This is a genomic window from Antarcticirhabdus aurantiaca, assembly GCF_009765365.1.
GTDB lineage: Bacteria > Pseudomonadota > Alphaproteobacteria > Rhizobiales > Rhizobiaceae > Antarcticirhabdus > Antarcticirhabdus aurantiaca.
The window spans coordinates 114,653-138,282 of record NZ_VTOM01000005.1 but is presented as its reverse complement, the minus strand read 5'-3'; the positions used below and the strand labels follow the sequence as shown (position 1 = coordinate 138,282).

Annotated in this window: 22 protein-coding genes; 13 read left to right on the top strand and 9 right to left on the bottom strand. The window is 70.9% G+C overall.

From position 1 onward, the window contains the following. Positions 1-62 precede the first annotated feature (62 nt). Positions 63-890: a MetQ/NlpA family ABC transporter substrate-binding protein gene (locus FZN60_RS07740; RefSeq protein ID WP_246726641.1), complete on the bottom strand. Its 828-nt coding sequence runs from the start codon at positions 888-890 to the stop codon at positions 63-65. A gap of 138 nt (positions 891-1,028) precedes the next feature. Further along, complete coding sequence (locus FZN60_RS07735) at positions 1,029-1,739, bottom strand: winged helix-turn-helix transcriptional regulator (RefSeq protein WP_158872812.1); 711 nt, start codon at positions 1,737-1,739, stop codon at positions 1,029-1,031. Between the two features lie 86 nt (positions 1,740-1,825). On the opposite strand from FZN60_RS07735, the gene FZN60_RS07730 reads away from it, so the two are divergent. The 6 genes from FZN60_RS07730 (at position 1,826) to ftsY (ending at position 8,785) form a co-directional block, all read left to right on the top strand. Then, positions 1,826-2,266: a VOC family protein gene (locus FZN60_RS07730; RefSeq protein WP_158872810.1), complete on the top strand. Its 441-nt coding sequence runs from the start codon at positions 1,826-1,828 to the stop codon at positions 2,264-2,266. A 104-nt stretch (positions 2,267-2,370) separates the two neighbouring features. After that, a complete protein-coding gene (locus FZN60_RS07725) occupies positions 2,371-3,465 on the top strand; it encodes an MBL fold metallo-hydrolase (protein WP_158872808.1) in 1,095 nt (364 codons plus the stop codon). Between the two features lie 95 nt (positions 3,466-3,560). Beyond that, positions 3,561-4,613: an endonuclease/exonuclease/phosphatase family protein gene (locus FZN60_RS07720; protein ID WP_158872806.1), complete on the top strand. Its 1,053-nt coding sequence runs from the start codon at positions 3,561-3,563 to the stop codon at positions 4,611-4,613. 53 nt (positions 4,614-4,666) lie between these two features. Further along, on the top strand, positions 4,667-5,581 hold the full coding sequence (dapF, locus tag FZN60_RS07715) for a diaminopimelate epimerase (protein WP_158872804.1): 915 nt from the start codon (positions 4,667-4,669) through the stop codon (positions 5,579-5,581). Continuing rightward, complete coding sequence (mtaB, locus tag FZN60_RS07710) at positions 5,578-6,897, top strand: tRNA (N(6)-L-threonylcarbamoyladenosine(37)-C(2))-methylthiotransferase MtaB (protein WP_158872802.1); 1,320 nt, start codon at positions 5,578-5,580, stop codon at positions 6,895-6,897. The genes dapF and mtaB overlap by 4 nt, the downstream gene beginning before the upstream one ends. Beyond that, entirely contained in the window at positions 6,890-8,785 is a 1,896-nt protein-coding gene (gene ftsY / locus FZN60_RS28840) for a signal recognition particle-docking protein FtsY (protein WP_246726639.1), read from the top strand. The genes mtaB and ftsY overlap by 8 nt, the downstream gene beginning before the upstream one ends. Before the next feature lie 16 nt (positions 8,786-8,801). Here the strand turns inward: ftsY and bla are convergent, their stop codons facing one another. Then, positions 8,802-9,689 (bottom strand): class A beta-lactamase, encoded by an 888-nt coding sequence (gene bla, locus FZN60_RS07700; protein ID WP_158872800.1) that lies wholly within the window; start codon positions 9,687-9,689, stop codon positions 8,802-8,804. Between the two features lie 130 nt (positions 9,690-9,819). On the opposite strand from bla, the gene FZN60_RS07695 reads away from it, so the two are divergent. From FZN60_RS07695 to FZN60_RS07685, 3 genes are all read left to right on the top strand, one after another. Further along, on the top strand, positions 9,820-10,743 hold the full coding sequence (locus tag FZN60_RS07695; RefSeq protein ID WP_158872798.1) for a LysR family transcriptional regulator: 924 nt from the start codon (positions 9,820-9,822) through the stop codon (positions 10,741-10,743). A gap of 61 nt (positions 10,744-10,804) precedes the next feature. Beyond that, complete coding sequence (locus FZN60_RS07690; protein ID WP_158872796.1) at positions 10,805-12,010, top strand: alpha-hydroxy acid oxidase; 1,206 nt, start codon at positions 10,805-10,807, stop codon at positions 12,008-12,010. A gap of 13 nt (positions 12,011-12,023) precedes the next feature. Next, positions 12,024-12,416, top strand: coding sequence for a VOC family protein (locus FZN60_RS07685; RefSeq protein ID WP_158872794.1), 393 nt, complete (start codon positions 12,024-12,026; stop codon positions 12,414-12,416). Here the strand turns inward: FZN60_RS07685 and FZN60_RS07680 are convergent. After that, complete coding sequence (locus FZN60_RS07680; RefSeq protein WP_158872792.1) at positions 12,413-12,964, bottom strand: DUF1003 domain-containing protein; 552 nt, start codon at positions 12,962-12,964, stop codon at positions 12,413-12,415. The genes FZN60_RS07685 and FZN60_RS07680 overlap by 4 nt on opposite strands. A 169-nt stretch (positions 12,965-13,133) precedes the next feature. Here FZN60_RS07680 and FZN60_RS07675 point away from each other — a divergent pair, with 169 nt between their 5' ends. Continuing rightward, positions 13,134-14,054 carry an alpha/beta fold hydrolase gene (locus FZN60_RS07675; protein ID WP_158872790.1) on the top strand — a complete coding sequence of 307 codons (921 nt, stop codon included), beginning with the start codon at positions 13,134-13,136 and terminating at the stop codon, positions 14,052-14,054. A 31-nt stretch (positions 14,055-14,085) separates the two neighbouring features. Here the strand turns inward: FZN60_RS07675 and FZN60_RS07670 are convergent, their stop codons facing one another. From FZN60_RS07670 to tesB, 5 genes are all read right to left on the bottom strand, one after another. Beyond that, the gene (locus FZN60_RS07670; protein WP_158872788.1) at positions 14,086-14,730 is read right to left on the bottom strand and encodes an outer-membrane lipoprotein carrier protein LolA; all 645 of its coding nucleotides are present in this window, start codon (positions 14,728-14,730) and stop codon (positions 14,086-14,088) included. 189 nt (positions 14,731-14,919) lie between these two features. After that, positions 14,920-18,162, bottom strand: a complete 3,243-nt coding sequence (locus FZN60_RS07665; protein WP_158872786.1) for a DNA translocase FtsK — start codon at positions 18,160-18,162, stop codon at positions 14,920-14,922. Positions 18,163-18,402: 240 nt separating this feature from the next. After that, the gene (locus FZN60_RS07660) at positions 18,403-19,767 is read right to left on the bottom strand and encodes an ammonium transporter (protein WP_158872784.1); all 1,365 of its coding nucleotides are present in this window, start codon (positions 19,765-19,767) and stop codon (positions 18,403-18,405) included. 17 nt (positions 19,768-19,784) lie between these two features. After that, positions 19,785-20,123 carry a P-II family nitrogen regulator gene (locus FZN60_RS07655; RefSeq protein WP_158872782.1) on the bottom strand — a complete coding sequence of 113 codons (339 nt, stop codon included), beginning with the start codon at positions 20,121-20,123 and terminating at the stop codon, positions 19,785-19,787. Positions 20,124-20,343: 220 nt separating this feature from the next. Then, positions 20,344-21,216, bottom strand: coding sequence for an acyl-CoA thioesterase II (tesB, locus tag FZN60_RS07650; protein ID WP_158872780.1), 873 nt, complete (start codon positions 21,214-21,216; stop codon positions 20,344-20,346). A gap of 179 nt (positions 21,217-21,395) precedes the next feature. On the opposite strand from tesB, the gene FZN60_RS07645 reads away from it, so the two are divergent. The 3 genes from FZN60_RS07645 to FZN60_RS07635 all read left to right on the top strand — a co-directional run bounded on the left by FZN60_RS07645 (position 21,396) and on the right by FZN60_RS07635 (position 23,593). After that, the gene (locus tag FZN60_RS07645; protein ID WP_158872778.1) at positions 21,396-22,676 is read left to right on the top strand and encodes a ubiquinone biosynthesis hydroxylase; all 1,281 of its coding nucleotides are present in this window, start codon (positions 21,396-21,398) and stop codon (positions 22,674-22,676) included. Positions 22,677-22,905: 229 nt separating this feature from the next. Next, positions 22,906-23,244 carry a 2Fe-2S iron-sulfur cluster-binding protein gene (locus tag FZN60_RS07640; RefSeq protein WP_158872776.1) on the top strand — a complete coding sequence of 113 codons (339 nt, stop codon included), beginning with the start codon at positions 22,906-22,908 and terminating at the stop codon, positions 23,242-23,244. A gap of 4 nt (positions 23,245-23,248) precedes the next feature. Further along, positions 23,249-23,593 (top strand): DUF2849 domain-containing protein, encoded by a 345-nt coding sequence (locus FZN60_RS07635; RefSeq protein ID WP_158872774.1) that lies wholly within the window; start codon positions 23,249-23,251, stop codon positions 23,591-23,593. Positions 23,594-23,630 lie beyond the last annotated feature (37 nt).

Sequence of the window (23,630 nt, the reverse complement as noted above, 5' to 3'; positions counted from 1 at the left end):
CCGGCCGCTGGGGCCGGACGACAGGATCGGTCGACGATTTTTCCGCAGGATCGCGCGGGCGATCACCAGGCGGGAAGGATCGAGCCCTTGTAGATCGTCTCGAAGGCGGCGCGAACCGGCTCGGACTGATAGGCCGAGACGAGGGTCTTCACCCAGGGCTTGTCCTTGTCCTCGGCGCGCACGGCGATGAAGTTGCGGTAGGGATTGTTCTCCAGCCCTTCCTGCGCGATCCGCTCCTTCTGCGGATCGAGGCCGCTCTTCAGAGCCCAGTCGGTGTTGACGACGCCGGCGTCGAGGTCGTCGATCGAGCGGCCGACGATGCCCGCGTCGAGCTCCTGGATCTGGACGTTCTTCGGGTTCTCCGACACGTCGAGCGCGGTGGCGAGGATGCCGGCACCCTCGCGCAGCTTGATGATGCCCTGGTCCGCCAGGAGGTTCAGCGCCCGCCCACCATTGGACGGATCGTTCGGAATGCCGATCGTCGCGCCCTCGGGCAGCTCGGCGACCGAGGCGTGCTTGCGCGAGTAAAGGCCGATCGGCGCGATCAGCGTGTAGCCGGCGGGCACGATCTCGTAGCCATGCTGCTGGATCTGCGCCTGAAGGTAGGGCTCGTGCTGGAAGGCGTTGGCCTGGATCTCGTTGTTCGCCAGCGCCTCGTTCGGCTGGACGTAGTCGGAGAACACCACGGGCTCGACGGTGAGGCCGGACTTCGCGGCCTCGCTCGCGACCACCTTCCAGATCTCCTCGTCCTCGCCGGCCATGATGCCGACGCGCACCGTCTGCGGCTCCTGCGCCATGGCCACGCCCGAGGCGAGAAGGGCGGCGCCTACGGCAAGGCCGGCGAACAGGATGCGGCGGCGGCTCGGGTCGGCGGAGGTGGAGAAGGTCATCATCGGGTCCGTTCGGTTCGTTCTCGGCGCGAAGCGCCCATGAACGGGATAGCGTCCCGCTCGGGCGCCGACCAGGAACCAGGTTCCAAGTCTAGCGCTTCGATGGACATATCATTGCGCCGGCCGTCGTGCACGTCGTCAGCCCGCCGGAGGCGCCTCCGCCTTGTCGGGCAACGGGAAGCAGGCGGCAAAGGCGGCGGCGAGCGCCGGATCGCCTTCGATGCGCAGCAGGCCATCACCCGCCAGAACCTCGGCCGGCACGCCGCCGTAGATGAACGCGGCAACGCCGCGGGCGTTGCCGTTGAAGGCGAGATCGACGGTATCGGGGATCTCGCCCGGGGCGATGGACAGGCGCGCGCCCGAGACCTGTCCGACAAGACCGGCTTCCGGCAAGCGGATGCCGAGCGCGAGATCGAGCCCCGCCCCGCGCTCGGGGTCGAACATGGTGCGCAGTGACAGGAGGAGCGAGGCGGCGGAGAAGGGCAGCGTCGGATCGTGGGCGGGCGAGCGCGCCGCCCAGCGACCGAGCGCGACGAAGATCGGCTCCGCTTCCAGGCCCCAGGCCGTCAGCTCGTAGACCTGCGCGGCGGCCGGCGGCGGCAGGCGGCGGCGACGAACGATGCCAGCGGCCTCCAGTCCCTCCAGCCGCTGCGTCAGGACGTTGGCGCTGAGGCCGGGCAGGCGCGCGCGCAGGTCCGTGAAGCGCAAGGGGCCGAGCATCAGTTCGCGCATCACGAACAAGGCCCAGCGCTCGCCGACGAGATCCATCGCGTGGGCGGCGGCGCAGGCATCCTCGTAGCGGCGCCGGGCCGGGCCCTCGGTCTGTTCAGTTATTTTTTCTGACTTCATAGTTGCAAAAAGTAACTTCTTCGGTCTAGCCTGTCAACGAGCGGCGGATCGGAGGGGTCCGCCGGCGAAGAAGAGGAACCCGCCGGATGTCCAAGCTGATCTTCGTCAACCTGCCCGTTGCCGACCTGCCCCGCTCGATCGCCTTCTACGAGGGCGTCGGCGCGACCAAGAACCCGCAATTCTCCGACGACACGGCGGCCTGCATGGTGGTGTCCGAGACCATCCACGTCATGCTGCTCACGCACGCGAAGTACCGGCAGTTCACCGCCAAGGCGATCGCCGACGCTCGAACCACGAGCGAGGTGCTGATCTGCGTGTCGGAGGACAGCCGCGAGAGCGTCGACGCGCGCGTCTCGGCGGCGGTATCGGCCGGCGGCACGGCCGATCCGACCCCGACGCAGGACTTCGGCTTCATGTACGGCCGCTCCTACGAGGACCCGGACGGCCATATCTGGGAGGTCATGTGGATGGACATGGCGGCCGCCAACGAGGCCATGGCCTGCGAGGGTGCGGGACAGGCGGCGTGAGCATCGCTGGCCGCGGCGCGCGCTGAGAGCCGCGCCGCCTCTTTTCCCCGCCCGGCGGGGCGCCATCTCCGGGAGCCTGCCCGCGCCCGGAGACGCCCGCACCGATGAAGCCCTTCCGCAACCCCTACCATGCCGGCCCGGCCGGCGACCACTTCGACGGGCGGCGCTTCTTCAATCCGGGCGGCGAGATGCCGGCGCCGCTGTCGGCCATCTGGCGCTGGCAGCGGGAGCGATCGCGCAACCGCGTGCCCTGGCCGGCCGTGTTCCCGAGCCCCTACCCCAAGGACGTGCCGCCCGAGCGCGTGGGCGGCGAGGCGCTGCGCCTCGTTCATGTCGGCCACGCCTCGTTCCTGCTGCAGACGGCGGGCCTCAACGTCCTTCTCGATCCCGTCTGGTCGCAGCGCTGCTCGCCGCTCCCCTTCGGCGAGCCGATGCGCCGCCAGGCGCCCGGCATCGACTTCGAGGCGCTCCCGCCCATCGACGCGGTCTGCGTCACCCATTCGCACTACGACCACATGGACCGCCCGACCCTCGTGCGGCTCCAGCGCGAGCACGCGCCGCGCTTCCTCGTGCCGCTCGGTCTCGATCGGATCATCCGGGGATGGTGCCCCCGCGCCGACGTCGAGGGCTTCGACTGGCACGAACGCGTGCGGCTCGGCCACGGGCTGGGGCTGACCTTCGAGCCGACGCACCATTGGGGCGCGCGCGGCGTTCTCGACCGGCGGATGACGCTCTGGGCCTCCTTCGCCTTCGACACGCCGGCCGGCTTCGTCTTCTATGTCGGCGATACGGGCTTCGGCGGCGGCGCGACCTACCGGGCGGTGCGCGAGCGCCACGGCCCCGCGCGGCTCGCGGTGCTGCCGATCGGCGCCTACAACCCGCGCGCCGTCATGCGCCCGCAGCACCAGGATCCGGACGAGGCGGTGCGCGGCGCCCGCTTCCTCGAAGCCGAGATGACGCTGGGAAGCCATTGGGGCTGCTTTCCGCTCACCGACGAGGCGATCGACGAGCCGCCGCGCCGGCTCCTGGAGGCCTGCCGGCGCTGGGACCTGCCGCCCGAGCGCTTCCGCGCCGCCCAGCCCGGCCTCGTCCACGCCCTGCCCCACCGGATCGAAGCGCCGCTCCCGCGCGCCCTGACGCCCACACCGGAGACGACGGCCCCGACCTCGGACGATTTGCACGATACGTCGCAAGCCTGACATAGAATTGAGTGAGATGATGAGCCGGCCGCGCGCGGCCGGAGTGGAGGACGAGGGGAATTGCGGCGCACTGGGTCATCGCGGCGGGCACGCTCATGCTTCTGGCCGCGACGCTCGTGTCCTTCCTGCACGTTCCGCACGGCTTCGTGCGCTCCTTCGCCTTCCCGCGCCTGCAGATCCTGGTGCTCGCGCTGCTTCTCGCCGGCGCGACGCTTGTCCTGATCCGCGAGCCGCACTGGTTCTGGCCGCTTCTCGCGGCCCAGGCGGGCACGATCCTCGTCCAGGCCGTGTCGATCGCGCAGTTCACGCCGTTGCGCCCGCGCCAGTCCCAGGGATGGAAGGGCGATCCAGACGGGCCGAACACGGTCTCCGTCCTGTCCGCCAACGTGAAGATGTCGAACCGCGACTACGGACGGGCGATCGAGGCGACGCGCCGGCTCGACCCCGACATCGCCGTGTTCATGGAAACCGACGCGGCCTGGGTCGAGGCGCTGCGGCAGCTCGAAAACAGCCACCCCCACGTCGTCGCCCATCCGCTCGACAACGCCTACGGCCTCGTCCTCTTCTCGCGCCTGCCCCTGTCCGAAACGAGCGTCCAGGACCTCGTGATGGAAGAGGTGCCCTCCATCATCACCGCCGTCACGCTGCAAGACGGGCGGCGCTTCCGCCTTTATGTCGTCCATCCCGAGCCGCCGGTCCCTTACGAGGACTCGCTCGGGCGCGACGGCGAGCTTCTCAAGGTCGCCGACCTCGTCGACCGCGATCCGTTGCCCGCCATCGTCTGCGGCGATCTCAACGACGTCGCCTGGTCGAACACGACGCGCATGTTCCAGCGCCTGTCGCGCCTCCTCGATCCGCGGATCGGCCGCGGCTTCTACAACACCTTCGACGCCCGCTTCGTCTTCCTGCGCTGGCCGCTCGACCACCTCTTCCACGACGCGCGCTTCCAGCTCGTCGCCATGAAGCGCGTGCCCAACATCGGCTCCGACCATTTCCCGATGTTCTTCAAGCTCGCCCTCACCGACGTCGCGCCCGAAGCCAACCCGCCGCCCGAGGACGACGAGGCGGACCGCGCCGAATCGCGCGAGATCCAGAAGCAGGCGGACGAGCTCGACCGCGAGGCGATCGGCGTCGACTGGGAGAAGTGACGCCGTCCGGCGCGCGACTGGCATTCGGCAGGCGTTTCCGCCATATGGGGGCCATGACAGAACAGCCGACGCCGCGGGACACGGGGCCGGTCGTCCCCTTCGCGCGGATGAACGGCCTCGGCAACAAGATCATCGTCGCCGACATGCGCGGCCGGCGCTCGCGCATCGCGCCCGAGGCCGCGCGCGCGCTCGCCGAGCGGGCCGAGACGAGCTTCGACCAGATCATGGCCGTCCACGATCCGCGCACGCCCGGCACCGACGCCCTCGTCCTGATCCTCAACGCCGACGGCTCGGAGGCCGGCGCCTGCGGCAACGGCACGCGCTGCGTCGCGCAGGCGCTGGCCGCCGAAACGGGCCGGCGCGACTTCACCTTCGAAACGCGGGCGGGCCTCGTCCTGGCGGCCGAGCGCGAGGACGGGCTCCTCACCGTCGACATGGGCGCGCCCCGCTTCGGCTGGCGGGACATCCCGCTCGCCGAGGAGTTCGCCGACACGCGCGCGATCGAGCTGCAGATCGGCCCGATCGACGCGCCGATCCTCCATTCGCCCTCCGTCGCCTCCCTGGGCAACCCGCACGCCGTGTTCTGGGTCGAAGAGGACGTCTGGTCCTACGCCCTCGACCGCTTCGGGCCCGTGCTGGAGAACCACCCGCTCTTTCCCGAGCGCGCCAACATCACGATCGCCCGCGTCACCGCGCCGGACGCCATGACCATCCGCACCTGGGAGCGCGGCGTCGGGCTGACGCTCGCCTGCGGCTCGGCGGCCTGCGCGGCGGCGGTCTCGGGCGCGCGCACCCGGCGCACCGGCCGCAGGGTCACGGTGACGCTGCCGGGCGGCGACCTCCTGATCGACTGGCGGACAAGCGACGACCACGTCCTGATGACCGGCCCGGCCGAGTGGGAGTGGTCCGGCCGCCTCGACCCCGAGACCGGCGCCTATTCCCGCGACGACGAGACTGCTGCGGCATGAGCGTCGAGGTCGTCAACTTCGGCTGCCGCCTCAACACCTACGAGGGCGAGGTGATGAAGCGCGAGGCGGAGGCCGCGGGCCTCGGGACCGACGGGCGGCCGGTGATCCTCTTCAACACCTGCGCCGTGACCGCCGAGGCTGTCCGTCAGGCGCGCCAGGCCGTGCGCCGGGCCCGGCGCGAGAGCCCGGACGCGCGCATCCTCGTCACCGGCTGCGCCGCGCAGACCAAGCCCGCCGACTTCGCCGGCATGGCCGAGGTCGATGCGGTGCTCGGCAACGAGGAAAAGCTGAAGGCCGAGACCTACCGCGCGCTGCCGGACTTCGGCGTGGCGGCGGCCGAGAAGGTGCGCGTCAACGACATCATGAGCGTGCGGGAGACCGCGAGCCACATGGTGGACGCGATCGAGGGGCGGGCACGCGCCATCGTCCAGGTGCAGAACGGCTGCGACCACCGCTGCACCTTCTGCATCATCCCCTACGGCCGCGGAAACTCGCGCTCCGTGCCGATGGGCGCGGCGGTGGATCAGGTGAAGCGCCTCGTCGCCAGCGGCTACGGCGAGGTCGTCCTGTCCGGCGTCGACATGACGAGCTGGGGCGCCGACCTTCCAGGCACCCCCCGCCTCGGCGCGCTCGTCCAGGCGATCCTGCGCCACGTGCCGGACCTCAAGCGCCTGCGCCTCTCCTCGATCGACTCCGTCGAGGCCGACGAGGCGCTGGTGGAAGCGCTGACCGGCGAGGCGCGGGTCATGCCGCACCTCCACCTCTCGCTCCAGGCCGGCGACGACATGATCCTGAAGCGCATGAAGCGCCGGCATTCGCGCGCCGACGCGATCGAGTTCTGCGCGCGCCTGCGCGCCGCCCGGCCGGAGATCGTCTTCGGCGCCGACATCATCGCCGGCTTCCCGACCGAAACCGAGGATATGTTCGAGAACTCGATGCGCCTCGTCGAGGAATGCGGCCTGACCTTCCTCCACGTCTTCCCCTTCTCTCCGCGCGAGGGAACCCCCGCCGCGCGCATGCCGCAGCTCGACAAGGGTACGATCAAGGGCCGCGCCGCGCGCCTGCGCGCGCTCGGCGAAGCGCGCCACGCGAGCCACCTGAAGCGCCTCGCCGGCACGCATCAGCGCGTGCTGATCGAGCGCGAGGGGCTGGGACGCACCGAGGACTTCACGCTCGCCCGCATCGATGCCGGCCTCCCCGGCGCGATCCTCGACGCTATCATCGAGGGCGACAACGGCCGCGAGCTCCTCGCCCGCGCCGCCGCCGCTCCGGCCACCGTGCCGCCGAACAGGGAACCGCGTTTCGCGCATGGCTGAGTCCAAGGGCTTCTTCCGCCGCATCTTCTCCTTCGCGCGACCGCCCGAGCCGGTGGCGGCGCCGCCCCCCGCGCCCGCGCCCGCTCCGCCGATCGAGGACGTCGCGCCCCCTGCTCCGCCGCCGACGCCGGAGCCGGTCCTCGCGCCGGAGGAGCGGCCGCAGGTCGAGCCGATCCCGGAGGACGTCGCGCCGCCGAGCGCGCCGACCCCGCCCGAGCCGATCGCCGAGGCGACGCCCGTCCCCGCCGCCCCGGTCGTCGAGGAACGCGTCGAACCGGCACCCGCACCCGAGCCTGTTCGCGTCTCGCCCTATGCCGACCCAACCCCGGTCGCCGCCGACCTCGCGGCTGTCGAACCGGCGCCCACGCCGGAACCGCTGATCGAACCGGCGCGGGATCAGTTCCGTGCGGAACAGGACGCCGATCATCGGCCCGAACCCGAGCCGGTCCCGACGCCCCTTCCCCTCGCCGAGGAGCCGCCCGCACCGCGCGCCGAAACCGAGCCTGCCTCGGCCGAGTTCGTCGACATCGAGCCTGCCGAGGCTGCGCCGGCGCTCCCGGTCGAGGAACTGCCGCTCCCGCCCGAAGAGGCCGAGAGCGCCGACTTCTCCTGGCTCGACACCCCCCTGCCGCCCGAGGACGCGCCGGACGTCGAGGCGGTCATCGACGCGCCGGTCTCCGACGAGACGCCGCTCGACGCCGCCATCGAGGAGGCGATCCCCGACGGCCCGGTCGAGCCGGACGCGACGCTGCCGGAGCTTGAGGCCGAGTTCACCGCCCACGACAAGGACGGCGACGGCGAAGCCGACTTCTCCTGGCTCGACGCGCCTCTGCCGCCTGACGAGGACGAGCCGGCCGCGCCCTCGGTGGCCCGCACGCCCCTGCCCGCGCCGATCCCCGAGGGCGCCGGCTTCCGCCTGCGCGATCAGGCCGCGCCCGCCGCCGCCCCGGCCCAGCCCGCGCGCTGGATCGACCGGCTGCGCGGGGGCCTTGCCCGCTCCTCGCAGGCGCTCGGCGACTCCATCGGCTCGGTCTTCACCAAGCGCCGCCTCGACGAGGACACGCTCCAGGACTTCGAGGACGTGCTGATCCGCGCCGATCTCGGCGTCGAGACCGCGATGCGCATCACCGACCGCTTGTCCGAAGGCCGCTTCGGCCGCGAGATCGCGACGAGCGAGGTCCGCCGCATCCTGTCCGAGGAGGTCGAGAAGGCGCTGAAACCGGTCGCCGTCCCCCTCGAACTCGACCTCGAGAAGCGCCCGCACGTCATCCTCGTCGTCGGCGTCAACGGCACCGGCAAGACGACGACCATCGGCAAGCTGACGGCCAAGCTCACCCGCGCCGGCCTCAAGGTCACGCTCTGCGCCGGCGACACCTTCCGCGCCGCCGCGATCGAGCAGCTGAAGATCTGGGGCGAGCGCACCAACTCGCCGGTGATCGCCAAGGCCATCGGCGCGGACGCGGCGGGCCTCGCCTTCGAGGCCTACGACGCGGCGGTGGAGAACGGCTCGGACGTCCTCATCATCGACACGGCCGGCCGCCTCCAGAACCGCACGGAGCTGATGGCGGAGCTCGAGAAGATCGTGCGCGTCCTCCAGAAGCGCGAGCCCGACGCCCCCCACACGGTGCTCCAGACCCTCGACGCGACGACGGGTCAGAACGCCCTCAGCCAGGTCGAGATCTTCCGCAACGTCGCGGGCGTCAACGGCCTGGTGATGACCAAGCTCGACGGCTCGGCGCGCGGCGGCATCCTCGTGGCGATCGCCGCCAAGCACCGCCTGCCGGTCTACTTCGTCGGCGTCGGCGAGGGCATCGACGACCTCGAGCCCTTCGACGCGAGCGACTTCGCCGAAGCCATCGCCGGCACGGCTCCCGCGCCGGCGGGCTGAGGCCGCCCTTCGGCCCTCAGCCCTTCAGGGCCTCCGTCAGACCCGCCGCGATCTCGGCGAAGGCGGCGTTGCGGGCGTCGAGCGACGCGGTCGTGTCGGCGATGTAGACGCTCGCGACGATCGGCGCGCCGGTCGGCGGCCAGATCACCGCGACGTCGTTGGCGACCCCCCGGTCGCCCGTTCCCGTCTTGTCGCCGACGCGCCAGCTCTTCGGCAGGCCGGCGCGCAGCCGCTTGTCGCCGGTGGTGTTGGCGACGAGCCAGCCGCTCAAGGTTTCGCGGGACGCCGGCGACAGGACGTCGCCGAGGACGACGCGCGCGAGGCTGTCCGTCATGGCGGCGGGCGTCGTCGTGTCGCGCGGATCGCCCGGCGGCACGTCGTTGAGCTCCGTTTCCCAGCGGTCGAGACGCGTCTGCGCGTCCCCGATGGAGCGCAGGAAGCGGGTGAAGCCGGCGGGCCCGTCGAGGCTCTTCAGAATGAGGTTCCCGGCCGTGTTGTCGCTGCGCGTCACCGCCGCGTGGCAGATTTCGGCCATCGTCATGCCCGCGCCGCCGGCCTGCGTCTCGGTCACCGGCGAATAGGTCACGAGGTCGCTCGCCGCGAAGCGGACGCGGCGATCCAGGCTCTCCTCGCCCGTGTCGACGCGTGCGAGAACCGCCGCGGCGCCCAGCGCCTTGAAGGTCGAGCAGAGGGGAAAGCGCTCGCTCGCGCGGTGCTCCCAGCGCTTGCCGCTGCCCGTGTCGAGGATCGACACGCCCAGCCTGGCGCCGAGACCCGCTTCGATCTCGGACAGTTGGGCGGCGAGCGCGTCGCGTTGAGGCTCGGCACGAAGCCTGGACGGAAGCAAGGCGGCCGCGGGAAGCGCGGCGAGCATGACGGAGAATCGGCGTCGGGACAGGTGCATCGTCAGGTCTCCTGAAAATTGGACCCTCTCGGGATAGGACGGCCGCCAAGACGCCACAAACGAGCTTATCTCCCGGGAGCCATGAATTGGATTGGGGCATGGGCCCCGAGCGAGCCGCCCCGGGGCATCCATGGTCCGACCCTACCTGCCCCTCACCGCGCTGCGCGCCTTCGAGGCCTCGGCGCGCCACCTCAGCTTCACCCGCGCGGCGATCGAGCTCTGCGTCACCCAGGCCGCCGTCAGCCACCAGGTGAAGCGGCTGGAGGAGCGGCTCGGCGTTGCGCTGTTCAAGCGCCTGCCGCGCGGCCTCATGATCACCGAGGAGGGCGAGGCGCTGCTGCCGGTGCTGCGCGAGGCCTTCGACCGGGTGGCCGACACGCTGGAGCGCTTCGGCGCGGGCCGGCCGCGGGAGGTCCTGGCGGTCGGGGCGGTCGGCACCTTCGCGGTCGGCTGGCTCCTGCCGCGCCTGCCCGACTTCGCCGAGAACCACCCCTTCGTGGACCTGCGCCTGTCCACCAACAACAACCGCGTCGACATGGCGGCGGAAGGGCTCGACTTCGCCGTGCGCTTCGGCGGCGGCGCCTGGCACGGGATCGAGGCCGAGGCGCTCTTCGAGGCGCCGCTCTCGCCGCTTTGCCTGCCGCGCATCGCGGCGCGCCTCGGCGAGCCGGTCGATCTCCTCGGCGAAACGCTCCTGCGCTCCTATCGCAGCGACGAGTGGCCGCGCTGGTTCGCGGCGGCGGGCGTTTCGCCGCCGCGTCTCGTCAGCGGTCCCGTCTTCGATTCCTCGCTCGCCATGATGGAAGCGGCGCTCCAGGGCGCGGGCGTCGCGCTCGCGCCGCCCGCCATGTTCGCCCGGCAGCTCGACGCGGGCGCGGTGGAACGGCCCTTCGCGGTCTCCACGGTTCTCGGCGGCTATTGGCTGGCGCGCCTCCAGTCGCGCGAACCGACGCCGGCCATGCGCGCCTTCCGCGACTGGATCCGGTCGCAGGCCCGGACCTCGGCCCCGCCCCGTTCCGATGCGCCTTCGCTTTCCCCGGCACCCCCGCTATAGGAAAGGCTTCCGCCGCGCCGCCGAAGACTGCGGCCGGCGGCCAGGAGGAGAGCCCATCGCCATGGCCCGGCCCGTCACCACGATCGAGGATTTGCGCGTCATCGCCAAGCGGCGCGTGCCGAAGATGTTCTACGACTACGCCGACTCCGGCGCCTGGACGGAGAGCACCTATCGCGCCAACCAGGCCGACTTCGCCGCGATCAAGCTGCGCCAGCGCGTCGCCGTCGACATGCGCGACCGCACCCTCGCCACCACGATCGCCGGCCAGCCGGCCTCGATGCCCGTCGCCCTCGCGCCCACCGGCCTCACCGGCATGCAGCACGCCGACGGCGAGATCCTCGCCGCGCGCGCGGCCGAGAAGGCGGGGGTGCCCTTCTGCCTTTCCACCATGTCGATCTGCTCGATCGAGGACGTGGCGGAGCACGCGACCAAGCCCTTCTGGTTCCAGCTCTACGTCATGCGCGACCGCGAGTTCTCGTCCTCGCTGATCGCCCGCGCCAAGGCGGCGGGCTGCTCGGCGCTGGTGCTGACCGTCGACCTCCAGATCCTCGGCCAGCGCCACAAGGACATCGTCAACGGCATGACGGCCCCGCCGAAGCTGACGGTGAAGAACATCCTCGACATGGCGATCCGGCCGCGCTGGTCCCTAGGCATGCTCGGCACGCAGCGGCGCACCTTCCGCAATCTCGTCGGCCACGCCAAGGGCGTCTCCAACCTGTCCTCGCTTTCTTCCTGGACGGCCGAGCAGTTCGACCCGGCGCTGTCCTGGGACGACGTCAAGCGCATCCGCGACGAATGGGGCGGCACGCTGATCCTCAAGGGCATCCTCGACCCCGAGGACGCTGAGAAGGCGGCCGAGACCGGCGCGGACTCGATCGTCGTCTCCAACCATGGCGGCCGGCAGCTCGACGGCGCGGTGTCCTCGATCTCGGCCCTTCCCGACATCGTCTCGGCGGTGGGGAACCGGATCGAGGTCCTGATGGACGGGGGCGTGCGCTCCGGCCAGGACGTCCTCAAGGCCGTGGCGCTGGGCGCCAAGGGGGTCATGATCGGCCGCGCCTTCCTGTACGGCCTCGGCGCCGACGGCGAGGCGGGCGTCACCAAGTGCCTCGACATCATCCGCAAGGAGCTCGACGTCACCATGGCGCTCTGCGGCCATCGCGACATCCGGAACGTCGGCCGCGAGATCCTGGTGCCGGGCACCCTCCCCTCGCCGGCGCGCCACGCCGAGCACCGTGCCGAGGCCGCGCTCGCCGCGGCCGAGTGAGGCGGCGCCCCCCGTGCTCGACCACGTCTCGATCTCGGCCGGCAAGGACTTGGCGGCCGCCGAGCGCTTCTGGGACGCCGTGACGGCGGCCCTCGGCATCCCCAAGGTCGGCGCCGAGCCGGACTGGCTCGGCTACGGGGAACGCGCCGACGCCGACCATCCCGAGCGCGCCTACCTGTCGGTCCGCCCCGGTCCGGCGGGAATGGTCGTCGGGCGGCACTGGTGCTTCAAGGCCGGAAGCCGCGCGGCCGTCGACGCCTTCCACCGCGCCGGCCTTTTCGCGGGCGGCACGGACGACGGCGCGCCGGGCCTGCGGCCGCATTACCATCCCCACTACTACGCCGCCTTCCTCCTCGACCCCGCCGGCAACCGCGTCGAGGCCGTCTGCCACCGGGCGGACGGCTAGGGCCGCCGGGCTTCGAGCCGCTCCAGACGCGCCGCGACGTCTTCCATGAGGCCGGCGATCCGGGCGAGCTCGGCCGCGCGCAGGGCGTCGAGCTTCTCGTGCAGCGCCAGGATCTCGATCTCCGACTTGAGGTTCACCTCGTAATCGTGCCGCGCCTCGAGCCGGTCGCGGTCGGACGCGCGGTTCTGCGACATGATGATGATCGGCGCCTGGAAGGCCGCGATCATCGAGAGGACGAGGTTGAGGAAGATGAAGGGATAGGGGTCGGGCGCGTCCCGCGCCAGGAGCATGGTGTTGCCCGCGACCCAGGTGGCCAGGAAGATGAAGAAGCCGATGATGAAGCTCCAGGAGCCGCCGACCGCAGCGATCCGGTCGGCGACGCGGTCGCCGAAGCTCGCCTCGCGCTCGAACTGGATGTTGGTGTCGGCGGCGATGGTCGAGTGTTGGCGGGCGCTTTCCAGAACCCGCTGCTCGGCGGGCGCCAGGCGCTGAGGGCTCCTGCCCAGCCAGCGCTGCACCACCTTGGCCTTGGCCTCGTCGATCGCCATGTCGTGTCCGCGTCGCCTGGTTGGAGTGTCCTGCCGGCGCCGGATCGAGCGCGCCTCCCGGCAAAGTGCGCGGGGCTGCACTCTCCGCGTGCTTTGGCGCGCGGTTTCGGGCTTTTCTCCGGCACGGTCACGCCTATCGTTTGGCCAACGGTCGAGCGGAGGCGCGGAAATGTTCGAAGGCTTTGAGGAACGGTTCGTCGACGGCGACGGCGCGGCGATCTTCTGCCGCATCGCCGGCTCGGGGCCGCCGCTGCTGCTGCTCCACGGCTATCCGCAGACCGGCGCCATGTGGGCCGAGGCCGCCGTTCGGCTGGCCGGGCACTTCACCGTGGTGGTCGCCGACCTTCGCGGCTACGGCCGCTCCGACACGCCGCGCGACCGCGAGAAGCGCAATCATTCCAGCTATTCCAAGCGGGCCATGGCGCGCGACATGGTGGCCGTCATGTCCCATCTCGGCCATCGCGTCTTCCATGCCTGCGGGCACGACCGCGGCGCGCGCGTCGCCTACCGCATGGCGCTCGACTATCCCGAGCGGGTGGGACGCCTCGCCCTCCTCGACATCCTGCCGACGGTCGAGGTCTGGGACGCGATGGACGCGAATGCGGCGATCAAGTCCTATCACTGGCCCTTCCTCGCCCAGCCCGAGCCGCTGCCCGAAACGCTGATCGCGGCCGACCCTGTCTATTATCTCGAGCACACGCTGAGGAGCTGGACGAAGCGCAAGGACCTTTCGGCCTTCTCCAACGATGCGCTGGATGACTATCGCGCAGCCTTTCGCCAGAAGGGCCATATCCACGCCGCCTGCGAGGACTACCGCGCGGGAGCGACGATCGACCGCGAGATCGACGAGGAGGACCGCGCCGCCCACCGGCGGATCCAGGCGCCGACCTTCGTGATCTGGGGCGCCGATTACGGCGTGGCGAAGGGCGGCGATCCCCTGGCGATCTGGCGGCGCTGGTGCGACAGCGTCGAGGGCGCCGCCGTCGATGCCGGCCACTTCCTGGTGGAGGAGGCGCCCGAGGAGACGCTGAAGCACCTCCTCGGCTTCTTTGTGCCCTCGATGGCGGACGACGAGGACGAGGGCGGCTGAGCCTAAGCGCGGCCTCCTCGCCCCCCGCGCCTCAGCGGCGGTTGGTCTGCCCCTGCGCGATGGCGGTGTAGGGAATCGCGAAGGCGCTGTTCTCGATGTCGCGTCCGGTCTGGACGTCGTAGATCATCACCGTCGTGTCCTTGCCCTGCGCGTCGCGGATCGTCCACTGCTTGAGCTCGTAGGACTTCGGGTCGAACATCATGGTGATGCGCGAATTGCCGAAGATGGAGCTGTCGCCCATCACGATGGTGGTGAGGTCGGGCGCTTCCTTGACGCTCTGGATGTTGGCGGCGGACAGGTCGATGCGCTGGTCGAGCAGGAGCTTCAGCGGCGTCTTCGACAAGGGATAGGTGTCCCAGGTGTTGAGCTTGCGGTTGTTGACCGCGACGTTCTTGCCGTCGGAGATGACGCGGAGCGGCGCGCCCGAATAGTCGAAGCGCACCTTGCCCGGCCGCTCGATGTAGAACTTGCCCTCCAGCTGACGCCCGTTCGGGTCGAACTGCATGAAGTTGCCGGACATGGAGGGAATGGTGGCGAAGTGATCGGCGATGGCCTGGGCCGTCGCGCCGGCCGCCTGGGCATGGGCGAGGCTCGCCGGCAGGACGGACGCGGCGGCGGCTCCGAGAAGAAGCGCGGCGCCGGCAAGGCGGGAGCGGAACAGGGAGGTGAGCCTCATAGGGGAAATCCGTTTCTTCTGGAGCGCCCTTCGCGGGGTGCGGCCTCGTTCTGCCGGACCGTGCGACCCGGCGCGGGCCTTTCGACAACATGTAGGTAGAGCTCAGGGCGGTATTAGGGCCGCCCGCGGCATCGTGAACGGAAAAAGGGGACGTCGCCGCCCCCTTTTCGTCGTCGTCGAACCGGCCGATCAGATCGCCTCCTCGGTCGGCACCAGGATCTCGCGCTTGCCCGCGTGGTTGGCGGGGCCGACGATCCCTTCCTTCTCCATCCGCTCGATGATCGACGCCGCGCGGTTGTAGCCGATGCCGAGGCGCCGCTGGACGTAGGAGGTCGAGGCCTTGCCGTCGCGCAGGACCACGGCGACCGCCTGGTCGTAGAGGTCGGCGCCCTCATCGACGTCGCCCGATGCGCCGCCGCCGTTCTTGCCGCCGGCGGCGGGGGCGTCGGCCTCCTCGTCCTCGTCGACGAGGATCGCGTCGAGGTAGTCCGGCACGCCCTGGGCCTTCAGGTGGTTGACGATCGCCTCGACCTCGTTGTCGCCGACGAAGGGGCCGTGGACGCGCTGGATGCGCCCGCCGCCGGCCATGAACAACATGTCGCCCTGGCCGAGGAGCTGCTCGGCGCCCTGCTCGCCCAGGATCGTGCGCGAGTCGATCTTGGACGTCACCTGGAAGGAGATGCGGGTCGGGAAGTTCGCCTTGATCGTGCCGGTGATAACGTCGACCGAGGGACGCTGCGTCGCCATGATGACGTGGATGCCGGCGGCGCGGGCCATCTGGGCGAGGCGCTGGACCGTGCCCTCGATGTCCTTGCCGGCGACCATCATCAGGTCGGCCATCTCGTCGATGAGGACGACGATGTAGGGCAGCGGCTGGAGGTCGAACTCCTCCGTCTCGAAGACCGGCTCGCCGGTCTCGCGGTCGAAGCCGGTCTGCACCGTGCGCGAGATCGTCTCGCCGCGCTCGATGGCGGAGGCCACGCGCTCGTTGAAGCCGTCGATGTTGCGCACGCCCACCTTCGACATCTTGCGATAGCGGTCCTCCATCTCGCGCACCGCCCATTTCAGGGCGACAACCGCCTTCTTCGGGTCGGTGACGACGGGGGTGAGGAGGTGCGGGATGCCGTCGTAGATCGACAGCTCCAGCATCTTCGGGTCGATCATGATCAGGCGGCACTGCGCCGGGGTCATCCGGTAGAGCAGCGACAGGATCATGGTGTTGATCGCCACCGACTTACCGGAGCCCGTGGTGCCGGCGACGAGCAGGTGGGGCATCTTGGCGAGGTCGGCGATCACCGGCTCGCCGCCGATGGTCTTGCCGAGCGTCAGCGCGAGCTTGCCCTTGTTCTGGGCGAAGCTCTCGGCCGCCATCATCTCGCGCAGGTAGACGGTCTCGCGCCGCTGGTTGGGCAGCTCGATGCCGATGGCGTTCTTGCCGGGGATCACGGCGACGCGGGCCGCGATCGCCGACATCGACCGGGCGATGTCGTCGGCGAGGCCGATGACGCGGCTCGACTTGATGCCGGGCGCGGGCTCCAGCTCGTAGAGGGTCACGACCGGTCCGGGACGGACCTCGATGATCTCGCCCTTGACGCCGAAGTCCTCCAGCACGCCTTCCAGGAGGCGCGCGTTCTCCTGCAGCACCTCGGGCGACAGGGTGGAGTCGCGGCCGCGGGGCTTGGGCTGGGTCAGGAACTCCACCGAGGGCAGCTCGAAGGGCGCGTTGTAGGCCGAAACGAGAGAGCGCTGGGCCGGGGCGCGGCCCGAGCCGGTGCGCAGGCGCTGCTGTTCGGCCGAGACGGTCGAGGCGGCGGCCGGCGCCATGGGCGGGGCGGCCGGGCGCACGGCCGTGGCGTGGCCGGCTTGCGCGGCGGGAGCCGCCGGCATGCGCGGCGCGGCGGGGCCCTGCGCGGCGCGCATGGCGGGCTCGGGCGCGGCGCCCTTCTCCTTGCGGCCGGGGAAGGCGACGATGTTGTTCTGGAGGAGGCCGCGCCAGCCGCCGACGGCCGCCGGCTCGGCCTGGACGCCGCCGCCTGCCGCGACGACCCGGTCGGACGCTTCGAGAACGAAGTCGGCCTCCGCCTCCTCCTCGCGCGCTTCCTCGTAGTCGTCGTAAGCGACGGGGGCGGCACGGCCGGCCTCCTGGTCCTCGTAGGCTTCGTAAGCCTCGTGGCCCTCAAAGGCACGCTCGGCTTCGGCGGCGCCGTCGTCGTAGGGATCCTGGGCGAACGGCGCTTCGGCCGCGCGGGCCTGGATCTGCGCGTCGGCCTCGGCCTCGTCCGACCAGTCGGCTTGCGCCGCGAGCGCGGCGCCGCGCGACCAGTCGTCGGCGGTGAAGGCCGCGCCCGGCGCGGCGGCCGGCTCGGCGAAGGACGGCTCGCGGCGGGCGGCAGGCGCGACGAAGGCGGCGGACACGGCGGCGGTCTGGGCCGGCACGCTCATCGGGGCGCGGGCGAGCGGCGCGCGGAAGGCCGAGGCGGCGGGCGCGGCGTGGTGCGGCTGGACGGCCGGAGCGGCATAGGCGGGCGGGAAGTCCGCCTCGTCCTCGGCCTCGAAGCCGTCGAGCGGGTCGACATAGGCGCTGGCGGGCGCCGCGTAGGGCTCGGCGACGCGGATGTCGCGGTGCTGGGCGGCGCGCGGGGGCTTGGGCGGCGCGAAGCGGGTGTCGGCGGACACCTCCTCCTCCGGCTCCCAGCTGTCGAAGCGGTTGCCGAACTCGCCCTGGCGGAGCTGCTCGCGCTCCTCGGCGATGCGGCGGGACACGGCGGCGCGCACCGAATAGAAGTGGTGGACGCAGGCGCCCGCCACGAGCGCGAGGCGGCTTTCCGCCTCGTCGCCCGCTTCGGCGGCGCCGCGCAGGCGCGCCTGCGGCCGGTCGCGGTCGATGATGCCCGCGCCGTTCAGGAACAGCCACGTCGCGGGAACCGCGATGACGGCGGCAAGGACGTAGGCGAAGAGGCCCGAAGGGAAGTCGCCGAGGAGGGCTGCCGGGAGCTTCAGAACGACGTCGCCCGCGATGCCGCCGAGGCCGATCGGCAGCGGCCAGCCGGCCGGCAGGTCGATGCAGCCGGCGACCGCCGAGAACAGGACCGTGCCGCCGAGCGCGAACCAGGCCCGGCGCCAGATGCCCTCGGCCGGGCGGCCGAAGAACAGGAAGGCGGCCCAGATCACCGGCAGGGCGACCAACAGCACGGCGCCCATGCCGAAGAGCTGCATCAGGAGGTCGGCGGCGCTGGCGCCGGCCTGTCCGGCCCAGTTCTGCACCTCGTTGGAATTGGCGTGGCTGAAGGACGGGTCGCTCACCGTCCAGGTGGCGAGCGCCACGCCGAGCCATGCGGCGAGACCGGCCAGGGCGACACCGCCCGCGACCTCGCCCTGGCGCCGCAGCAGACCCTTGTCCCGCGCCTCATCCTTCAACGCCGTCGACGCCATGCCACGCCACCTTTCACCTGCGATTCGCCGGCGGAAGCGCCGAGCCGCGCCCCACCCCAAGTCCTGGCCCCACCATAAGGCGCGCCAGTTAAAGGCCGTTTAAGCTTAAGGGATCGTCACCCGCCGCAGCGCCGGAACGGCGGGCGGAAAGGCTTTGGAAACGCCGAGCGGGCGGCCCCGAAGGACCGCCCGCTTGGTATTCTCGCGACAAAGGGGACGGAGGCGCGGCCCGCCCGCGGCTCAGCTGTGGTAGGCCGCCTCGCCGTGATAGGTGAGGTCGAGGCCTTCGCGCTCGGCCTCGACGGTCGGGCGCAGGCCGATCGTCAGGTCGACGATCTTGTAGGCGATCAGGGACACGACGCCGCACCAGACGATCGTGACGAGAACGCCCCAGATCTGCGTCATCGTCTGGGCAGCCATGGCGTAGTCCGCGCCGGCCGCCGCACCCGTGCCGCCGAGCGAGGGGGCGGTGAAGATGCCGGTGCCCACCGCGCCGATGATGCCGCCGATGCCGTGGATGCCGAAGACGTCGAGCGAGTCGTCGTAACCGACCTTCTCCTTCACCACCGCCACGAAGAAGTAGCAGCCCACGCTGGCGACGGCGCCGAGCACGATGGCGCCGACCGGGCCGACCGTTCCGGCCGCCGGCGTCACCGCGACGAGGCCGGCGACGAGGCCGGACGCCGCGCCGAGCATCGAGGCCTTGCCGCGGGCGAAGTTCTCGATGAGCGCCCAGGCGACGATGGCGCCGGCCGTCGCCGTGAAGGTGTTGACCATGGCGAGCGCCGCGCCGCCGTTGGCCTCGAGGTTGGAGCCGGCGTTAAAGCCGAACCATCCGACCCACAGGATCGAGGCGCCGACCATGGTGAGCGTCATCGAATGCGGGGCCATGTTGTCGCGGCCAAGACCGGTGCGCTTGCCGATCAGGATCGCGCCGACCAGCGCTGCGATGCCGGCATTGATGTGGACCACGGTGCCGCCGGCGAAATCGAGGGCGCCCCAGCCGTAGATCAGGCCGTCAGAGTCCCAGACCATGTGGGCGATCGGGAAGTAGGAGAAGGTCGCCCAGAGCACGGTGAAGGCGATCACGGCCGAGAACTTGATGCGCTCGGCGAAGGCGCCGACGATCAGGGCCGGCGTGATGCAGGCGAAGGTCATCTGGAAGGCGATGAAGACGTATTCCGGAATGACGACGCCGCTGGTGAAGGTCGCGGCCATGGAGGAGGGATCGACGCCCGCCAGGAACGCCTTGCCGAAACCGCCCCAGAAGGCGCTCGGCGCGTCGCCGAAGGCGACGGAATAGCCGTAGAGCACCCAGAGGATGATCATCACGGCAGTGATCATGGTGCACTGCATGAGGATGGAGAGCATGTTCTTGGCGCGCACGAGGCCGCCGTAGAACAGCGCCAGGCCCGGCAGGATCATGAACAGGACGAGCGCCGTGGAGGTCAGCATCCAGGCGACGTCGCCCTTGTCCATGGCATCCGCGGCGGCGGCCGGCACGGCCTCGGGAGCCGGCGCGATGCCGGTGTCCTGCGCGAAGGCTGAGACGGCGAGGAAGCCCGTCGCCAGAAGGGTCGACGGCAGAAGTTTCATAAGTCGCATGGTGATGGCTGGTCCCCTCAGAGCGCGTTGACGTCGACTTCGCCGGTGCGGATGCGCACGGCGGAATCGATGCCGAAGACGAAGATCTTGCCGTCGCCGATCTGGCCGGTCTTGGCGGCTGCCGCGATGGCGTCGACGGCGCGGTCGACGGTGTCGGCGGCCACGGCCACTTCGATCTTGAGCTTGGGCAGGAAGCTCACGGCGTATTCGGTGCCGCGGTAGATCTCGGTGTGGCCCTTCTGACGGCCGTACCCCTTCACCTCGGTCACCGTCAGGCCCTGGATCCCGACGGCCGTCAGCGCTTCGCGCACCTCGTCGAGCTTGAATGGCTTGATGATCGCCATCACGATTTTCATGGACATCCTCGGAGCATTGGCGGGACGGACCTTTCGGACCGTCGCCGTCCCCGCCGACGGAACCCCCTGTCCCGCCGGCCACTGCCCTCACACATCCAAGCCGCGTGCCAAATGCGGCGACGCGGTGGCTCGACCGCGAAGAGATCGCGGCGAACGGTTGTAATCGTGATCAAAAACGAGGCGTCAGCCTGGAGCACCAGGGCTCAGGCGACGAGGCGCCTCAGGTGACCTGCCTATCTTTGAGGCGAATGAGGCCTTCTTGGGCAACGGAGGCGACGAGCCGGCCGTCGCCGGTGAAGATCGAACCGCGCGTCAGCCCGCGCCCCCTCCCCGAAAAGGGGCTGTCCTGCGCGTAGAGCATCCAGTCCGACACCTTGACCGGCTCGTGGAACCACATGGCGTGGTCGAGGCTCGCGGCCTGGATGCGCCGGTCGAACACCGAGAGCCCGTGCGCGAAGAGCGAGGTGTCGAGAAGCGTCATGTCCGAGAGGTAGGCGAGCACCGCCTGGTTGAGCGCGGGATCGTCGCCGATGTCGGCGACCGCGCGCATCCAGACGCGCTGCTCCGGCGCGAGCTTGGCGTCGGACAGGTAGTGATCGAGCGAGACCGGGCGGATCTCGATCGGGCGCGGCCGCTCCCAGTAGCGGCGCACCGGCTCGGGGGCGCCGGCGAGCAGCGCCTTCGCCCCCTCGCCTCCGAGCCCCGTCTCGTTCGGACCCGGCACCTCCGGCATGGTGGACTGGTGGGAAAGCCCGTCCTCGGCGACCTGGAAGGAGGCGGCGAGCGTGAAGATCGCCCGCCCGTGCTGGATCGCCTCGACGCGCCGCGTGGTGAAGGAGCCGCCGTCGCGCAGGCGCGCGACCTGGTAGACGATGGGGGCCGAGGGATCGCCGGGCAGGATGAAGTAGCCGTGAAGCGAGTGGCAGGTGCGCTCGGGCGGCACGGTGCGCTGGGCCGCGACGAGCGCCTGCGCGATCACCTGCCCCCCGAAGACGCGCTGCCAGCCGGGATCGGCGCTGAGGCCGCGGTAGAGGTTCTCCTCGATGCGCTCGAGGTCCAGCGTGTCGAGAAGCTTGCTGACGGTGGGATCCATGGGCGGTCTCCTCGACTTCGTGACGTCTTACGTAAAATGCGAGGCGGCATTGACCATCCGCCGGCGGGTCGCGTCAATCGCGCCCTCGTTGCCCCGGCCGCCATGCGCGCCTATCTCGGATGCCGGAACGCCGACGTTCCGCCCGAGATCCGATCCTTCTTCTGCGCGAGGCCGAGCCGATGTCCGACACTTCTTCGCCGAACGCCACGCTCCCCTCGCCGAGCGCGCCGTCCGTTCGCGCCGACGTCGTCGTCGCCGGCGCCGGCTATGTCGGCCTGTCGGTCGCCGTCGCGATCAAGGACGCGGCGCCCGGGCTCGAGGTGCTGGTGGTGGACGCCGCGCCCGCCGGCGTCCACGCGCGCGACGAGCGCGCCTCGGCGATCGCGGCCGCCGCCTCGCGCATGCTCGATCAACTCGGCGTCTGGCGCGACCTCAAGGACGAGGCCCAGCCGATCACCGAGATGATCGTCACCGACTCGCGCCTGTCGGAGCCCGTGCGCCCCGTCTTCCTCACCTTCGGCGGCGAGGTGCGCCCCGGCGAGCCCTTCGCCCACATGGTGCCGAACAAGGCGCTGATCGGCGCGCTCCGGTCGCGTGCCGAGGCGCTCGGCGTCGCCATCCGGCAGGACTCGCCCGTCGCCTCGATCGCGCAGGCGCCCGCCCACCTCGACGTGCGCCTCGGCGGCGTGGCGGCGGGCGAGACGATCGCGACGCGCCTCCTGGTCGCGGCCGACGGGGTGCGCTCGAAGATCCGCGACATGGCCGGCATCCGCACCGTCCACACCGACTACGACCAGTCCGGCATCGTCGCGACGGTGCGTCACGAGCGCCCGCACGAGGGCCGCGCGGAGGAGCACTTCCTGCCGGCCGGTCCCTTTGCCATCCTGCCGCTTAAGGGCAACCGCTCCTCGCTGGTCTGGACCGAGTCGCGCCGCGAGGCGGAGCGGCTGGTCGCCTGCGACGAGATGCTGTTCGAGATCGAGCTGGAGAAGCGCTTCGGCCACAAGCTCGGCGCGGTGAGCCTGGAAGGGGGCCGGCGCGCCTTCCCGCTCGGCCTGACGCTCGCCCGCGACTTCGTGCGCCCGCGCGTGGCGCTTGCCGGCGACGCGGCGCACGGCATCCATCCGATCGCCGGCCAGGGGCTCAACCTCGGCTTCAAGGACGCGGCGGCGCTGGCCGAGGTCGTCGTCGAGGCCGCGCGCCTCGGCCTCGACGTCGGCTCTCTCGACACGTTGGAAACCTACCAGCGCTGGCGCCGCTTCGACACGGTGCAGCTCGGCGTTACCACCGACATCCTCAACCGCCTGTTCTCCAACGACAACGACCTTCTTCGCGCGGTGCGGTCCTTCGGCCTGTCGCTCGTCGACCGGGCGCCGCGGCTGAAGGATTTCTTCATCGCGCAGGCGGCCGGCACGACGCGCGGGGCCTCGCCGCGGCTGCTTCAGGGCGAGGCGATCTGAGGCTGCCTTAAGGGCTTGACCAAGGCCTTGGAACGATTCCACTCCCTGCCGCGGCCGCGGCAGGAATTTGTTTCGCTCTGATGCGAGCAAAGGCAAAGCCCGGCGCGGCGGAACGGTGGCCGCCGGACTATCTATGAGCCACTTGAGAACCGACATGCGCGGTCGCGGTGCCTTGGACGTCAAGCGCCGTCGGCTGCCTTTGTCGCGTTCGCAACCGGGAAGACCATTCATGAGCCAAGCCCAGCCCGAGCCCGCCAGCGTGATCCGCGTCACCGACCGCGAGGGCAAGCGCCACGAGCTGGAAGCCGTCGAGGGCTGGCGCGTGATGGAGATCCTGCGCGACTACCGCGTCGGCATCGAGGGCATCTGCGGGGGTGGGCTCGACTGCGCCTCCTGCCACGTCGTGGTCGCCAAGGAATGGGCCGACCGGCTCCACCCGCCGCGCGAGGACGAACTCGACAAGCTCGACGAGCTGCCCGTGATCGAGCCGACCTCGCGCCTGTCCTGCCAGATCCTCTGGACCGACGATCTGGACGGTCTGGAACTCACCATTCCCGACGAGGTCTGATCCCATGGCCGAAGCCAAGGTCAACAAGAAGGGGCCGAAGTTCCCCGTGATCCTCGTCGCCAACGACCTCCTCGACGGCGAGGTGGTGTTCGCCGCGAAGGACGGCGGCTGGACCCCCGAGCCGGGCAAGGCGGCGGTTGCCGACGACGCGGACGCCGCAGCCGAGCTCGAAGCGCGCGGTCAGGCCGAGTTCAAGGCCAACCGCATCGTCGACCCCTACCTCGTCGAGGTGCGCATCGCGGAGAACGGCATGCCCGTCGCGACGCACTTCCGCGAGGCGCTGCGCCAGAAGGGGCCGACCGTCCACCCCGACATGGGCAAGCAGGCCGAATACGACGTGCCCGCCTGACCTTCGGGGCGCGGGTTTCGAACGACGAACAAACAGA